The following is a 15,105-nucleotide window of genomic DNA, read 5'->3' as shown; positions in this document are numbered from 1 at the left end:
TAGCCCGGATATCGCGGAGCCTGTCATCGGCCTACGATACCCCGCGCATCCGTGAGAAAATCATGCAACAAAAAACCATCACCACGGATATCCTCGACATCGCCTATCTCGACTACGGCGCTGAGGATGGCTGGCCCTGCATCATGGGCCACGGCTTTCCCTACGATGTGCACGCCTATGCCGACACCGCGCCGCTCATCGCGGCGGCGGGCGCGCGGGTGCTGGTGCCCTGGCTGCGCGGCTACGGGCCGACGCGGTTTCGCTCCGCGTCGACCTTGCGCTCCGGCGAGCAGGCGGCGCTCGGGGCCGATCTCCTCGCCTTCATGGACGCGCTTCGCATCGAGCGCGCCGTCGTCGGCGGCTATGATTGGGGCGGACGCGCGGCCTGCGTCGTCTCGACGCTGCATCCCGAGCGCGTCGTCGCGCTCGTCTCCGGCAATTCCTACAACATCCAGAACATCGCGCGCTCCATGGAGCCGGCCTCGCCGCCGGAGGAGGCGGCGTTCTGGTATCAATATCTCTTCCACAACGAGCGCGGCCGCCGCGCGCTGGAGCGCAACCGCCGTGGCTTTGCGCGACAGCTCTGGTCGATGTGGTCGCCGACATGGACGTTTGATGACGCGACTTTCGAGAAGAGCGCAGCCTCGTTCGACAATCCTGATTTCGTCGATGTCGTGATCCACTCCTATCGCCACCGCTACGCGCTGGTCGAGGGCGATCCGGCCTATGCGGGCATCGAGGCGAAGCTCGCCGCGCAGCCGCAGATCCGCGTTCCCACCATCGCGATCGACGGCGACAGCGATGGCGTCAATCCCGGCACCGCGCACCACGCGCGCAAGTTCGAAGGTTTTTTCGAGCGCCGCGTGTTCGCCGGCGCCGGTCACAATCTGCCGCAGGAGCGCCCTGCCGAATGGGCGCAGGCCGTGCTCGACGCGCGGAAGGCGGCTGCGGCATAGACAGCCTAGCTCCTCATCCTGAGGAGCCCGCAAAGCGGGCGTCTAAGGATGAAGGCCACGGCTGGGCCTGCATGGTTCGAGACGCGCTTCGCGCTCCTCACCATGAGGGTCTTGGAGCGCCTGCGCCCAACTAAGCCGCCACCCTTCGCGATTTTTCCCGATTCCGGGAACCTTTTGCAGCTGCCGCCGTCCAAGCTGTGGGGCCGCTTCTGTCCGCGGCTCGTTGCAGGGGAGGTTTTGAATGAAGTTGCAAGCGCGCAAGCTGGAACGGGTTGCGGTGGCGCAGGCGCCGAGCGACCGGCCCGACAGGGCGGAGGTCGAGCAGGCGATCCGGACCATGATCCGCTGGGCCGGCGACGATCCGGCGCGCGACGGCCTGCGCGAGACGCCGGACCGCGTCGCGCGCGCTTTCGAGGAGTATTTTTCCGGCTATGCGCAGGATCCGACCGAAATCCTGCAAAAGACCTTCGAGGAGATCGAGGGCTATGACGAGATGATCGTGCTGCGCGGCGTTCGCTTCGAGAGCCATTGCGAGCATCACATGGCGCCGATCGTCGGCCGCGCCTGGGTCGCCTATATCCCGCAGGGGCGCGTCGTCGGCATCAGCAAGCTTGCGCGCGTCGTCGATGTCTACGCCAAGCGCCTCCAGATCCAGGAGAAGATGACCGCGCAGATCGCCAACACGATCAACGATGTGTTGAGGCCCGAAGGCGTCGGTGTCATCATCAAGGCGACGCATCACTGCATGACGACGCGCGGCGCGCACAAGCCCGGCACCGATCTCGTCACCAGCCGCATGTTGGGCGTGTTCCGCGACAATGCGCTGACCCGCCAGGAACTCCTGGGGCTGGCCAATTCGGACGATTGATCCGCAAGGAGACGACGCCAAGGAGACGATCATGACCGAGGACAAGAAGCCGAGCGGACCCGACCTCACCGGCGGCGTGTCGCTGACCGAATTCAAGGACGGCAAATTGCTCGGCCATGTCGGCGAGGAGGATGTCCTGCTGGTGCAGGCCGGCAGCGACATCTTCGCGATCGAGCCGGCCTGCAGCCACTATCACGGCCCACTCGCCGAGGGGCTGGTGGTCGATGACACCATCCGCTGTCCCTGGCATCACGCCTGCTTCTCCTTGCGCACGGGCGAGGCGACCCGCCCGCCGGCGCTGAATGCACTCGCGGTATGGGACGTCGCCCGCGATGGCGACAGGATCGTCGTTCAGCGCAAGCGTGAGGCGCCGAAACCATCAACGGCTCATCGCAGCGCGCCGACGCCGGAAAAATTCGTCATCGTCGGCGGCGGTGCGGCGGGCTTTGCGGCGGCCGAGACGCTCCGGCGCGAGGGTTTTAGCGGCGCCATCACCATGCTCAGCAATGACGCCGCGATGCCGGTCGACCGTCCCAACCTCTCCAAGGATTACCTCGCCGGCAACGCGCCGGAGGATTGGCTGCCGCTGCGCGGCGAGGACTATTATCAGGACGCCGGCATCGACCTCAGGCTGAACACGGACGTCTCGGCGATCGATCCGAAGGCGCGCAGCGTGACGCTCGGCAATGGCGACAAGCTCCCGTTCGACCGGCTGCTGCTGGCCACCGGCGCCGAGCCGGTCAAGCTCCGGATTCCCGGCGCGGACCAGCCGCATGTCCACACCCTGCGCTCCGTCGCCGACAGCCGTGCCATCATCAAGGCGGCCGGCAGCGCCAAGCGCGCGCTGGTGATCGGCGCCAGCTTCATCGGCCTGGAAGTTGCGGCATCGCTGCGTGCGCGCAAGATCGAGGTGCATGTCGTCGCGCCCGAGGAGCGGCCGATGCAGAAGGTGCTCGGCCCCGAGATGGGCGACTTCGTGCGCGCGCTGCACGAGGAGAACGGCGTCAACTTCCATCTCAAGGACACCGTCGAGAAGCTCGACGGCACCCGCGCCACATTGAAGAGCGGCGCCGTCATCGAGGCCGATCTCGTCGTGGTCGGAATCGGCGTCAAGCCGCGCCTCTTGCTGGCCGAGCAGGCCGGCCTTGCCGCCGATCGCGGCGTCAGCGTCAGCGAATTTCTGGAGACCAGCATCGCCGGCATCTTCGCAGCCGGCGACATCGCGCGCTGGCCCGATCCGCATTCGCGGCACACCATCCGCGTCGAGCACTGGGTGGTGGCGGAGCGCCAGGGCCAGACCGCGGCGCGCAACATGCTCGGCAGGCGCGAGCGCTTCGACGCCGTGCCGTTCTTCTGGAGCCAGCATTACGACGTGCCGATCAACTATGTCGGCCATGCCGAGAGCTTTGACGACATCGCGATCGACGGCAGCATTTCCGGCAAGGACTGCTTGTTGAAGTACCGCAAGGGCGGCCGCGTGCTGGCGGTCGCCTCAATTTATCGCGACCTCGACAACCTCAAGGCCGAGCTCGAGATGGAGCGGTCGCGCCCCTGACGCGCCGCATTCGATCTTGATTTGCGTCAATGTTGCTGCCGCTGAGGGTGCTCTGCTGGCTGTCGCCCCGGCCCGGCCCGTGCTATCCTGGCGTGTGCCTCCGGGCTTGCATGCAGGAGTAGCCGCCATGACAAGTGCTTCGGATACGACTCATCCTTCAGGCCTCGGCTCGGGCATTACGGCGCTTCACGCCAAATGGGGCTGGATCGTCGCCCTCGGCGTCGTCTATCTCATCGCCGGCTTCATCGCGCTCGGCAGCATGGTGATGGCGACGGTCGCGAGCGTGATCGTGGTCGGCGCCATGATGATCGTCGCCGGCGCCACCGAGATCATCGGCGCGTTCCAGATGAAGAGCTGGGGCAAATTCCTGATCTGGGCGTTGCTCGGCGTGCTCTACGTCATCGCCGGCTTCCTCACCTTCGAGAACCCGCTGTTTGCGGCAGTCCTGCTGACGCTTTTCCTCGGCATATCGCTGATCGCCTCCGGCGCCGTCAGGCTGTTTCTCGCCTTCAGCATGAAGCGCGAAAGCCCGTGGGTGTGGGTGGCGCTCTCCGCCGCCATCACGCTGCTGCTTGGCCTCCTGATCGTGGCGCGCTGGCCGGTCAACAGCGTCTACATCCTCGGCCTGTTCCTCGGCATCGACCTGATCATGGCCGGCGCCGGCTGGATCAGCCTCGGCTTCGCCCTGAAGCGGCGCGGCTAGGGCGATCGCCGGGGGACCCTGATGCGCTGGCTCTATCTCGCGATCATCGTTCTCATCGCGGCGGCGACGGTGATCTTCGCCGCGCAGAATTTTGAGACGGTCACGATCTCCTTCTTCAGGATGAATTTCAGCCTGCCGCTCGCAGTCCAGACCGTCGTGGTCTATCTGCTCGGCGCGGCGACGGGAGGTAGCTTGTTTGCCCTGCTGCGCCGCTCCTACGCAGGCTCGAAACGAAGCGCCGAGTGACCAGCAACTCGACGCAAGACCATCTTGCGGAACTCCGCTGAGCTGACGCGCTGACAAGAAGCAGCGCGCCGCGTGGTTGCCTCGCGCGGCGATAATCATCGGGGAGAAACCATGAAAGCCGCTTTGGCCCTGGCCGCAGCGCTGGCTGCAGCCTGCCTGTCGACGCCCGTGTTCGCGCAGAAATCCTACGGTCCCGGTGTCAGCGACACCGAGATCAAGATCGGCAACACCATGCCCTATAGCGGCCCGGCATCGCCGCTCGGCATCACCGGCCGGGTGATCTCCGCCTATTTCGACGAGGTCAACGAGAAGGGCGGAGTCAACGGCCGCAAGCTCAACCTGATCTCGCTCGACGACGCCTTCTCGCCGCCCAAGACCATGGAAGCTGCGCGGCGCCTCGTCGAGGGCGACGGCGTCGCCTTCATCTTCGCAACCATGGGCACCGCACCGAGCTCGGCGATCGCGAAATATCTCAACAGCAACAAGGTGCCGCAGCTCTTCTTGATCAGCTCGGCCTCGAAGTGGAACGATCCGGCCAACATGCCGTGGTCGATGGCGCTGCCCTGGGCGCCGAACTACACCAGCGAGGCCGCGATCGACGTCGCCTATGCCCGCGCCAAGAACCCGAATGCGCGCTTCGCGGTGCTCTATCAGAACGACGACGCGGGCAAGGAATATTTCCGCGGGGTCAAGGAGGCGCTCGGCGCTGACGCCGACAAGGCGATCGCGATGGCTTCGAGCTTCGAGGTCACCGATCCCACCGTCGATTCCCAGGTGCTGACTCTCGCCAACACCAAGGCCGACGTCTTCATGATCTATTCGGTGACGCCGCGCGCCTGCGCGCAGGCGATCCGGAAAGCCCATGAGGTCGGCTGGCAGCCGACGCGCTTCCTCGCCTCCGGCTGCGCCAACAAGGCGACGGTGATGACGCCTGCTGGCCTCGATGCCGGCAAGGGCGTGCTCTCGCTTGGCTCGCTCAAACCCTTCGTCGAGCAGCCCAAGGACGATCCGGCGATGGCGGCCTATATCGAGTTCATGAAGAAGCGCCTGCCCAATGCCGACATCAACAACGTCGCCGGCCTCTACGGCTACACCGTCGCCGAGGCGCTGGTGGTGCTGCTCAAGCAATGCAAGGACAATCTGACGCGCGAGAACATCATGGCGCAGGCGGCTAACCTGAAGAACGTGCCGCTGTCGCTGCTGATGCCCGGCATCACCCTCAACACCACGCCGCAGGATTTCCGCCCGATCAAGGACGGCTACATGCTCCAGTTCGACGGCAACGACTGGGTCGTCGCGAGCGAGCTGCTGCGAGGGACGTGAGGGCAGGCGGCGGGTCGGGTCAGCCGGCCTCTCCGCGAACTCGGTATCGTAGGGTGGGCAAAGGCGCACTTGCGCCGTGCCCGCCACCTATCAATACGGAAACAGGAGCGTGGGCACGCTTCCGCCTTCGCTCTTCGAGCTACGGCGGACAGGTCGCTTTGCCCACCCTACGAGACTGACGAATGCCACAGACGCGGTGCACCCTCTCCCCTTGCGGAAGAGGGTGGATGCGCGAAGCGCAGCCGGGTGAGGGGTATCTCTCCGCGAGTCAAATTTGCGTTTGAGTTTGCGGAGCCAACCCCTCATCCGGCGCCATAGCCGAAGCTTTGCTTCGGCGTTCTTAAGAACGGCGGCCGAAGGCCGCCTATGCCACCTTCTCCCACAAGGGGAGAAGGAAAGAGGAGACCACCATGGACTTTCAACACTCCGCCCGTTCGCTGGAGCTGCAGGACCGCGTCCGGCAGTTCATGCGGACCCATGTCGAGCCGGTCGAGGAGCTCTATTACGAGCAGGTGAAGCCGGAGGCCGCGCGCTACAAGACGCCGCAGATCCTGCAGGACCTGAAGCGGCTGGCGCGGGAGCAGGGGCTCTGGAATCTGTTCCTGTCAGGCGAGCACGGTCCGGGGCTCTCCAACCTCGAATACGCGCCGGTGAAGGAGATCATGGGCCGCATCCTCTGGGCGCCCGAGGTGTTCAACTGCTCGGCGCCCGATGTCGGCAACATGGAGGTGCTCGCAAACTACGGCACCAAGGCGCAGCAGGAGCGCTGGCTGAAGCCGCTGCTGGAAGGGCGCATCCGCTCCGGCTTCTCGATGACGGAGCCGCAGGTCGCCTCCAGCGATGCCACCAACATCCAGTGCGCGATCAAACGCGACGGCGACGACTACGTCATCAACGGTCGCAAATGGTTCACCTCCGGTGCCATGAACGAGGATTGCGAGATTCTGATCGTGATGGGCAAGACCGCGCCCGATGATCCCGATCGCCATCGCCAGCAATCCATGATCCTGGTGCCGAAGGCGACGTCCGGCGTGCGCATCGTCCGCGACATGCTCACCTACGGCTACGACGACGCGCCGGTCGGCCACCCCGAGATCGTCTACGACAATGTCCGGGTGCCCGCCGAGAACATGCTGCTCGGCGAAGGCCGCGGCTTCGAGATCGCGCAGGGGCGGCTCGGCCCCGGCCGCATCCATCATTGCATGCGCCTGATCGGCTGCGCCCAGCGCGCGCTGGAATTGATGTGCCAGCGCTCCGTGTCGCGCGTCGCCTTCGGCAAGCCGCTGGCCGAGCAGGGATCGGTGCGCGAGGACATCGCGCACTCCTTCTGCGAGATCGCGCAGGCGCGGCTGCTCACGCTGCAGGCCGCCGACAAGATGGACCGCGAAGGCAACAAGGCCGCGCGCGATTTGATCGCCGCGGCCAAGATCGTGGTGCCCAGCATGGCCGCCCGCGTCATCGACCGCGCCATCCAGATCCACGGCGCCGCCGGCGTCTCGCAGGACACATTCCTCGCCCGCGCCTATGTCTACGCCCGCTTCATCCGCATCGGCGACGGGCCGGATCAGGTGCACCTTGCCGCGGTCGGCAAGGAGCTGATCAAGCGCGGCGGGGTGATGGGTTAGGGCCGAATGGCGTTGGGTTGAATCGGGTGCCGCAGGCTCGGTTCACCTCGCCCGCTTGCGGGAGAGGTCGGCATAGGCGGCCCTTGGCCGCCGTCCTTTAAAAACGCCGATGCTTTGCATCGGTTATGGCGCCGGGTGAGGGCTTTCTCCTCTAGGGAGTGTCCCATTGCGGATGCACCCTCACCCCAACCCTCTCCCGCAAGCGGGAGAGGGCGCGCACCTCCGCCGTTGCAGCGATCAAGTCTCATCTCATCGCGCTTTAAGCCGCAAGGAGCTTAGCCGCCGGCCGTGACGGATGCGCAGCCGGGCACCGCAGGATCGCCGGCGCAACATTATATGTTATGTTTTGTGTTATTTATGAGAATCGGAAGGCTGCCCCTGGCCTGCCTCCGGCAATGACTTGGCATTATTTCAGGCCATTGCGGCATTGTTTCAGATCATTGTAGCACAATAGTAACGACTGCCGTTGAGAGTGGCGCTGAGCGCGCTCTACCGCAGGTTCACGCAGGTGAAGGGAATAGACCGCTTCCGCCCGCGGAGAGCGCTTTTTGCCGGCCTCACAAGGGGCGGCCGCGCCCCGGATCTGTCAGGAAGCAATTTCAGCATGAATCACCGTTGGATGATCGTGGCCGCGATCCTGCTGACGGCCTTGCTTGTTCAGATACCCGTCGTTCTCAACGCGGATCTGGGCTGCCTGCTGACCGAAGGCGAGAAGGTCCTGGATGGCGGCAAGCTCGGGGTCGACGTCTTCGAGGTGAATCCGCCGCTCTCGGTCTACCTCTACATGCCCGCGTTGATGTTTGCGCGCGCGACCGGCCTCGCACCCGAGATCGTCGTGATCATCCTGGTGATGATCGAGATCGTCGGCGCGCTCGTCGTGATCGACCGCGCCGGTGTGGCGGCAGGGCTGGAAGCCGGCGAGAGAAATCTTGCAACGTGCCTGCTCGCGTTCCTGTTCGCAATTCTTTCCAGCGCCGTCTTCGGCCAACGCGAGCACATTGCCGTCATTGCCCTGACCCCTTTCGTCGCGATCACCGCGATCCGCTGGCGCGGCCTTGGTCCGGGACCGGTTGCGGTCGTGGCGGGACTGGGGGCAGGACTCGCCATGAGCCTCAAGCCGCATCTTGCGCTCGTGGCAGGCGTTCCGATCATCCTTGCCGCCTTGCGCCAGCGCTCGCTCAGGGCCTTGTTCACCGCTGAAGCGTGCACAGCCGCTGCCGTCGTCACCGGCTACGGCGCGGTGCTCGTTCTCGCCTTTCCCGACTATCTGTTCACCTATGCTCCGATGGTCGCGGCCACCTATGTGCCGTTGAGGATGAATCTGGGCGATCTGCTGTATTTTCCGGCCATCGTGATCTTCGCGTCCATCGCGTTTCTGCGCCTTGTGGCTCCGCAACACTTCAAGCTGGACGGCGACGCAACCCCGTGGCTCGCCGCAGCCGTCGGCGGCGCCGCGAGTTTCGTTCTGCAAGGCAAGGGCTGGACCTATACGGCGTTCGCGCTTTGCATGTTCGCGGTCGCCGCGCCGTTGCTGCATGTTCGCACGAGAACGTTGCGCCTGCCGGTCATGATCGGCGGCCTCGCGGCCATTGTGTTCATCGGGTTCTGCCTGTCCGTGCCGGTCCGGCACTTTCCTCCGCTGGAAGAGCGTATCGAGGCCCTCGTCAAAAACCCGCGGCTGCTCACGATCACCGATCACGTCGCTCTCGGGCATCCGCTCGTCCGCCAGATCAATGGCACCTGGGCGGGCAATTCCTGTGTGCAGATGCTGGCGGCCGGCGCGATGATGATCCAGAAAAACGCGCAGCTCAGTCAGGGCGAACGGGCAAAGCTGGACGGCATCATCGATTTCGAACGGCGGCAACTCCTGGCCGACCTGCGAAGCGGCCGCCCCGATGTGATTCTGGTGGACACCTACATGTTGAGCTCGGTTCCGTTCGATTGGCTGGCCTGGGCCAATTCGGATCCCGAGCTCAAGCTCGAGTTGAGCCACTATCGTGAGGTCGAGGATGTCGGCCGCGTTCGAATCTTCGTCGATCAAAAAGCGATTTCGGAACGATAGTCCCGCGACGCATGATCCGGTTCCGACCCGGCGCGACATTTTGTCGATGCAACATCGTCATGATCTATTCAAAATTCACGGCTAGTCTCTGCATTGACGATACGGTTCGCCGGATGTACGCGGGCTGGATCGCAAGCCTCGGCCCGCATGCCGGGGCTTTTCGTTGTTGAGGCCTTCGCCACGGGAATGGCTGCGCAGGCCGCGCGAGACGCACCATCATTCGTTGATCTGGATCAAGCAGGACACGGCGCCGCGTGGCGCGATACGGCCCGTATCGCATTTCACCGGAGCCCCACAATGTGGGTCCTGATGTACGTCTTCTCCTATTCGGTCAGTCCAGCCGCAACGAACGACAGGGCGGAATGGCGGCTGCTGCCGACCGTCGTGTTTCAGGAGTTCTCGAGCGAAGAGCGATGCAGGGCGGCAAAGTCGACGCTCGAGTCCAGCCTGGGCCAGGCGGGCGCGAGGCTGAAGAGCGGCCTGGAAGACTTGAAGAGCCTGGGAAAGGCCGACCCCAGCCAGATCATCATCGCCTACAATGTGGAATGTCTGCCGAAATAGGCGCAGCGGCGGACCAGGCCGTGTACCTATAAACCCGGCGGCGTCATGTGCCGGGTGACTACGTCTGCTTTGCTCCAATAGCGACCAGGTTCGTGGGGCCGAAATTTGCCGTAGGGAACACAACCGCCTGACCTCATTGCTTTGCGGGCTGTCGCGAACCGGACTCCGGTGCTCTCCATGGGGCCACCCGCGGAACCCAGCGGCGGACGTTCGCGCGATATGCCTCGTACTCTGAACCAAACGTGTCCCGCAAAGTCGGCTCTTCATAGGCAACGACGAACAGGTGGAAGGCGAGCCAGAGCAGTGCGCCAAACAGAACGAGGCGCCCATCGCCAAACAACATAGCCTGACCAAGGATGATTGCGACGACGGCGAGGTAGATCGGATTGCGCACATGCCGGTAGAGACCTGTGACCACCAGGTTCTTGGTTGGCGCAACGGGCGCAGGTGTGCCGAGTCCTTGAAGCGCAAATCGTGCAAAGGAGTCCACGAGTCCCGGCAAACCGACCAAGATGAGGAGGACGCCGACTGAGCGCGCGCCCTCAAGACCGAAAAAAGCAGGCCTAAACTCCCAGCGAGTCATCGACCACGGGATCAGCCCTGCGAGCACGCACGGCGCAACCAGGAAGAATAGTGCAGAGCCCAAGACGGCACTCACCCTTTGCATGGTGACCCCCTGATGCTTTCGCTGGCGGCGCTATTTATTGAAAGAGCATCGGTTGAATCGCGACGGCCTTGCGAAAGCGTCTCGACCAAGCCCACAGTCCAGCACATCGGGCATCCGCGTAACGCGACGAGGGCTGCAACGCCCGCGCCCAGGGATAGCCAAGGGTGCGCGGTCTGGTGGACGATGGCCCAAGCGAGTAGCGCCGCCGCCGCTGCGCCGCGCATCAGGTGTGCGCCCAGGAAAGCGCTCCCGAACATGCCGATTCCACGAAAGTAATTCATGTGCTCTCTCGTCCGCTGTTCTTTGTGCCGAGCAGGTATTCGCGCACCAATGTGCGGGCGCGGCGCAGGCGGCTTTTGGCCGCTTCGCGCGTCACGCCGAGCCGCCGGGCGATTTCCCCAATCGTCAGATCTTCGAGATCTCGCAACAGCAGCACTTCGCGATGCGACGGCGAAAGCGACTCGATCGCATTGACCAAGTCTATGCGTAACTCGTCCGGCGGGACCTTTGCGAGCTCGCGTGCCTCTTCCAGGCTGGCGAGCTCCTCGACACCGCGCATCAGCATCAGCGCCGGCAGCATGCAAAGGCGCGCGATGACGGTTAGCAGCCAGCCAGCGAGTGCGGCTGGACTGCGGATCGTGCCCACGCGCCGGTAGACGACGATGAGTGCTTCTTGCACCACATCTTCGATGACCGAGGCGCGGTAGCAAAGGCGCCGGGCGTAGCGTCGAATGTCCGGCTGCAGCGCCACCAAGAGCTGTGTGAGCGCGTGCCGGTCGCCCGACTGTGCCGCGAGCAAGAGATCGTCTGATACGCGCGCCAAGGCGGTCACCCCTTCAGCGGCTCGCGCCCGGCGACGGCGCAAGCAGGACAATAGCCGAACACGCCAGTGACCAGCGTCACCACACCCGCACCGCTGAGCAGTAGCCCGAGCGGCGAAGCGTGCAGCGCGACCACGCCGCAGATGAGCATCAAGCCGCCGCCGATCAGCCTGGCCGCGCGCTCCCACCCGCCAACATTCTTCCTATACCACATGGTTCTGTGCTCCGGTTCGTGACGCGCCGCTATGGCGCACTCACCCAGACAAGAGGGCGCAAACCCGGCGCCGGGGTCGCGGCCGAAAAAATAATTTTCAGGGGGGGCAGCTTCAGCAGGCTGTCGTGGGCGTCGGGCGCGGGCCCCGCGACATTCGGAAGGCGGCCGCCCATGAGGCGTAGCGCAAAATCGCGGTCTGTCGCAGGTCATCCGGCCGGATCGCATCGGCGGGCCGCTGCATCATAGCGCCACGGCAAAGCGCAACCAGGTCGAACGATTCTTCAACAGGATCAAACAATGTCGTCGTGTGGCGACGCGCTACGACAGGCTTGCGGGAAACTACCTTGTGCTCGTCCAACTCGCATCTATCCGGCTATGGCTGGCCGCGCGTTATGAGTCCACGCCCTAGCCTGGCCTGTCGAGGTGGCGCATTGTCCGTACGGTCCATTCTGGCACAAACTGCATAAATTGACCGGCCTAACCCATGTTAGTCTTGGGCATGAGCAACGAGCTTCTCCTGCGTGTCATCGCCATTGCGGCCGGTGCTTTCACTGTGGCCGCCGTCTCTGCACTCATCTTTAATCATTGATCTATCTCAAGCCGTGCGTGTCGCCCAGGCGTTTCATGCTGCGGGCAGGACACCCGGACGGAGTGCAACGATGCGGCCGTGGGCGATGCATTCGCTGGCTTGGGGGTTGACCGCGATCGGCCTGATCGTCCTCGCTTCCATGATGCTCTAGGGCTGCCACCGGCGCGCAAGCGCCTTATGCGCGCATCGACCAGCTGCGCGCATGGACCAGCGCCGCGCGATCAAGACGTTGCTGACGGTGTGACGGCGGAGCAGGGCGCCGTCTATCGGGAGCGGCTTTGCAGGCTCCCGATCAGCTGCCCAACGTGCTCATCGATCTTGCCCAGCGCCGTTGCCGCATCGAGATACTCGATATCATCCACGTCCCAGTATTCGACACGATGGGCGACGCCGGCAAAGCGGCGCTCGATCATGGGGCGATGCTCGGCGTCCTTCAGCGCGACCACAAGCCCAGCTTGCGCAAAATCGTCGAGCGTGCAGAGCACCGGATGCCGCGTACCGCCTCCCGGCGCGATGCCCTTCGCTTGCAGGGCTTCCAATGCGTGGCGCGAGATCGGTCCCACGTTTTCAGGCGAGAGCCTTTCGGCCACGGCGCGCGAGAAGGAGAGCCAGTCCAGCCCTTCGCGCCTGGCGCGGTGGTTGAAGATCTCTTCGGCGTAGCGGCTGCGGTAGTAGTTGCCGGTGCAGAGAAACAGCACGCGATTGTTCTTGTTCATTGAGTTGTACTTCCAGGGATGACTGTCTTTGCCGTTTGCGGCAGCCCGCGTGGTTTGCGACGAATGAAATCACCGTGCCCGCGAGGGCGGCAATTGCGACCGAATGCCTACCCAGCGCAGGGATGATGGGATCGGGAATGGAAGCATCGCGCGGCCACGGGTCCGGATCGGCATGCTGACATCATGCCAGTGTTTTGCCCGACGTGTCAAAGAGAATTCGTAAAATCCGCATAAATCCTGCGCGGACAGCCAATCCATTGATAAGGCTCACCCCGGCTACTGTGCATGGGGTTGTTTTCGATATTTTGTTTGGAGCAGGCCCACCGCCGCCTCTGCAGCGGCGGATGCACTGATCATCCCGCCTTGTCATCCCGCCTTGGCGATGCGGCCGTCCGCCGCGCCCGAGCGCAGGTTCTGGAAGAATTTTTCCACCTCCCGCGACAGCGTCTCGGCCGTTGCGGTGAGGCTGCTCGCGGCCGTCAGCACGGAGGATGCGGCCGTGTCGGTCTCGCCGATGGCGTCGCGCAGCGAGGTGATGTTGGCGACCAGCGTCTCGTTGCCCTGGGCGGCGCTTTGCGCGTTGGAGGAGATCTCGCGCGTGGCCTGGTCCTGCTGGCCGATGGCGCCCGCGATCGCCGAGGTGACCTCGTTGATCTCGCGCACCGCGCCGCCGATCTCGCGCACCGCATCGACCGCGTTGCGGGTGGAGCTCTGGATCATCGAGACGTTCTCGCCGATCTCGGCGGTGGCCTTGGCGGTCTGGCCCGCCAGCGCCTTCACCTCGTGGGCGACGACGGCAAAGCCGCGGCCGGCATCGCCGGCGCGGGCGGCTTCGATGGTGGCGTTGAGCGCGAGCAGGTTGGTCTGCTCGGCGATCGCCTGGATGAGATTGAGCACGCCGTCGATGCGCTGGGTGGCGGCCGCAAGGCTCTCGATCTCGGCAATGGATTTCTCGGTGCGCTGGCCGGTCTGCTCGACCGCGCTCGCGGACTGCCGCACCTGGCGGCCGATCTCCTCCACCGACGCCGACAGCTCCTCGGCCGCGCCCGCCACCGCGGTGACGTTGTTTGAAGCCTGCGCGGTGGCGTCGGCTGCCGTGCCGGCGCGGCCGCTGGCGTTGGCGGTGGCGCGCGTGATGGTCTGCGCGGTCTCGCGCATGACGGTGGCGTTGTCGCCGAGGCCGCGCATGATCGCGCCGATCGCCTCGCGGAACGCCTCGACGGATGTCTCGATGTGGCGGGCGCGCTCATCGCGCGTCGCAGAGTCCTGCGAGACCTGCGAGGCCAGATTGCGGTTGCGGTCCATGGCCTCCTGGAAGACCTGGATCGCGCGGGCCAGCGCGCCGATCTCGTCGGCGCGCTCGGTGTGCGGCACCGTGACATCCTCGGCGCCGTCGGCGACCTGCTTGATGGTCGCGGTGATGGCCGAGAGCGGCCGCGCGATCGAGCGAGCGATGATGACGATGCCGATCACGACCAGCACCAGCGCCACGCCGCCGAGGCAGGTCAGGACGAAGGACAGGGTGCGGTTGGTCTCGGTCTCCTGCGCGATCTGCTTGGCGCGCTCGGCATAGACCTTGGACAGTGCCTCGAGGTCCTTGTTCAGCGCCGAGCGCACCGCGCGGTTGGCGTCGTTGTCGCCCCATTCGCGGCCTGCCGCTGCATTGATCTCGACGCCGCGGCGCACCAGCTCCTTGCGGAAGTCGACGAACTGCTCGATGCGCTTCTTGAAGGTGGCGAACTGCTCGGCATCGTCGGCCTTGACGATGGTCTCCCAGCGCTTCACGACCTCGAGGATCTGCACGTTGAACTTGAGCAGGCCGTCGCCGAATTTCTTCACGACGGCGGGCTCGGTCGACATGTAGACGCCGCGCGACTCCATCACGACCGCGTAGACCAGCGAGTTGACCCGCTCGACGTTCAGCGCGGCGGCGTTGGCGGTCTCGATCGCGCTGGTCAGGTCGGCGCTGCGCCGGCTGTTGTAGTCGGACAGCATCGCGATCGCCGCCGTGAGCAGGGCGAACAGCGCGAAGATCGCATAGAGCTTGACGGTCAGCGTGAAACGGCCCGCCTGGCTGGCGGCATTCCCAGATCGGTCTGATGTCATGGTGCGGGGCCCGAATGGCCGGGAGCGGCCGGAAAGTGCGGTCGTCTAAAATTGATGCAAAACTATGCAGAACGAAGGTGGATGCAGCGTTAA

14 protein-coding genes and 1 pseudogene are annotated in these 15,105 nt (G+C 64.7%); 10 read left to right on the top strand and 5 right to left on the bottom strand.

Annotated elements, in window-relative coordinates:
- Positions 1 to 62 precede the first annotated feature (62 nt).
- From BRAGE_RS0123870 to BRAGE_RS56870, 9 genes are all read left to right on the top strand, one after another.
- Positions 63 to 956 (top strand): alpha/beta fold hydrolase, encoded by an 894-nt coding sequence (locus BRAGE_RS0123870; protein ID WP_027558671.1) that lies wholly within the window; start codon positions 63 to 65, stop codon positions 954 to 956.
- 241 nt (positions 957 to 1,197) lie between these two features.
- Positions 1,198 to 1,824 carry a GTP cyclohydrolase I FolE gene (folE, locus tag BRAGE_RS0123865; RefSeq protein WP_027558672.1) on the top strand — a complete coding sequence of 209 codons (627 nt, stop codon included), beginning with the start codon at positions 1,198 to 1,200 and terminating at the stop codon, positions 1,822 to 1,824.
- Between the two features lie 31 nt (positions 1,825 to 1,855).
- The gene (locus tag BRAGE_RS0123860) at positions 1,856 to 3,379 is read left to right on the top strand and encodes an FAD-dependent oxidoreductase (RefSeq protein ID WP_027558673.1); all 1,524 of its coding nucleotides are present in this window, start codon (positions 1,856 to 1,858) and stop codon (positions 3,377 to 3,379) included.
- A 127-nt stretch (positions 3,380 to 3,506) separates the two neighbouring features.
- Positions 3,507 to 4,082, top strand: a complete 576-nt coding sequence (locus BRAGE_RS0123855) for an HdeD family acid-resistance protein (RefSeq protein ID WP_027558674.1) — start codon at positions 3,507 to 3,509, stop codon at positions 4,080 to 4,082.
- Positions 4,083 to 4,103: 21 nt separating this feature from the next.
- Positions 4,104 to 4,328 carry a hypothetical protein gene (locus tag BRAGE_RS0123850; RefSeq protein ID WP_027558675.1) on the top strand — a complete coding sequence of 75 codons (225 nt, stop codon included), beginning with the start codon at positions 4,104 to 4,106 and terminating at the stop codon, positions 4,326 to 4,328.
- 111 nt (positions 4,329 to 4,439) lie between these two features.
- Positions 4,440 to 5,651: an ABC transporter substrate-binding protein gene (locus tag BRAGE_RS0123845; protein ID WP_027558676.1), complete on the top strand. Its 1,212-nt coding sequence runs from the start codon at positions 4,440 to 4,442 to the stop codon at positions 5,649 to 5,651.
- Between the two features lie 410 nt (positions 5,652 to 6,061).
- On the top strand, positions 6,062 to 7,276 hold the full coding sequence (locus tag BRAGE_RS0123840) for an acyl-CoA dehydrogenase family protein (RefSeq protein WP_027558677.1): 1,215 nt from the start codon (positions 6,062 to 6,064) through the stop codon (positions 7,274 to 7,276).
- A gap of 619 nt (positions 7,277 to 7,895) precedes the next feature.
- Entirely contained in the window at positions 7,896 to 9,338 is a 1,443-nt protein-coding gene (locus BRAGE_RS0123835; protein ID WP_231164308.1) for a hypothetical protein, read from the top strand.
- Between the two features lie 147 nt (positions 9,339 to 9,485).
- A complete protein-coding gene (locus BRAGE_RS56870) occupies positions 9,486 to 9,899 on the top strand; it encodes a hypothetical protein (RefSeq protein WP_231164309.1) in 414 nt (137 codons plus the stop codon).
- A 133-nt stretch (positions 9,900 to 10,032) separates the two neighbouring features.
- On the opposite strand, the gene BRAGE_RS49155 is transcribed toward BRAGE_RS56870, so the two are convergent.
- The 3 genes from BRAGE_RS49155 to BRAGE_RS0123815 all read right to left on the bottom strand — a co-directional run bounded on the left by BRAGE_RS49155 (position 10,033) and on the right by BRAGE_RS0123815 (position 11,601).
- Entirely contained in the window at positions 10,033 to 10,566 is a 534-nt protein-coding gene (locus BRAGE_RS49155; protein WP_027558680.1) for a methyltransferase family protein, read from the bottom strand.
- Between the two features lie 277 nt (positions 10,567 to 10,843).
- Complete coding sequence (locus tag BRAGE_RS0123820; RefSeq protein ID WP_051378508.1) at positions 10,844 to 11,389, bottom strand: RNA polymerase sigma factor; 546 nt, start codon at positions 11,387 to 11,389, stop codon at positions 10,844 to 10,846.
- A gap of 5 nt (positions 11,390 to 11,394) precedes the next feature.
- A complete protein-coding gene (locus BRAGE_RS0123815; protein WP_027558682.1) occupies positions 11,395 to 11,601 on the bottom strand; it encodes a YgaP family membrane protein in 207 nt (68 codons plus the stop codon).
- 256 nt (positions 11,602 to 11,857) lie between these two features.
- Between BRAGE_RS0123815 and BRAGE_RS52990 the strand changes: the two are divergent.
- Positions 11,858 to 12,010, top strand: a pseudogene (locus BRAGE_RS52990) (IS5/IS1182 family transposase); the annotation flags it as partial.
- 443 nt (positions 12,011 to 12,453) lie between these two features.
- Here BRAGE_RS52990 and BRAGE_RS0123800 read toward each other — a convergent pair.
- Together BRAGE_RS0123800 and BRAGE_RS0123795 are read right to left on the bottom strand one after the other, a co-directional pair.
- Complete coding sequence (locus BRAGE_RS0123800) at positions 12,454 to 12,906, bottom strand: low molecular weight phosphatase family protein (protein ID WP_027558683.1); 453 nt, start codon at positions 12,904 to 12,906, stop codon at positions 12,454 to 12,456.
- A gap of 366 nt (positions 12,907 to 13,272) precedes the next feature.
- Positions 13,273 to 15,012 carry a methyl-accepting chemotaxis protein gene (locus BRAGE_RS0123795; RefSeq protein ID WP_027558684.1) on the bottom strand — a complete coding sequence of 580 codons (1,740 nt, stop codon included), beginning with the start codon at positions 15,010 to 15,012 and terminating at the stop codon, positions 13,273 to 13,275.
- Between the last annotated feature and the right edge of the window lie 93 nt (positions 15,013 to 15,105).

Source organism: Bradyrhizobium genosp. SA-4 str. CB756 (assembly GCF_000473125.1).
In the GTDB taxonomy this organism is placed as follows: domain Bacteria; phylum Pseudomonadota; class Alphaproteobacteria; order Rhizobiales; family Xanthobacteraceae; genus Bradyrhizobium; species Bradyrhizobium arachidis.
This window is presented reverse-complemented; position numbering and strand designations above follow the sequence as displayed.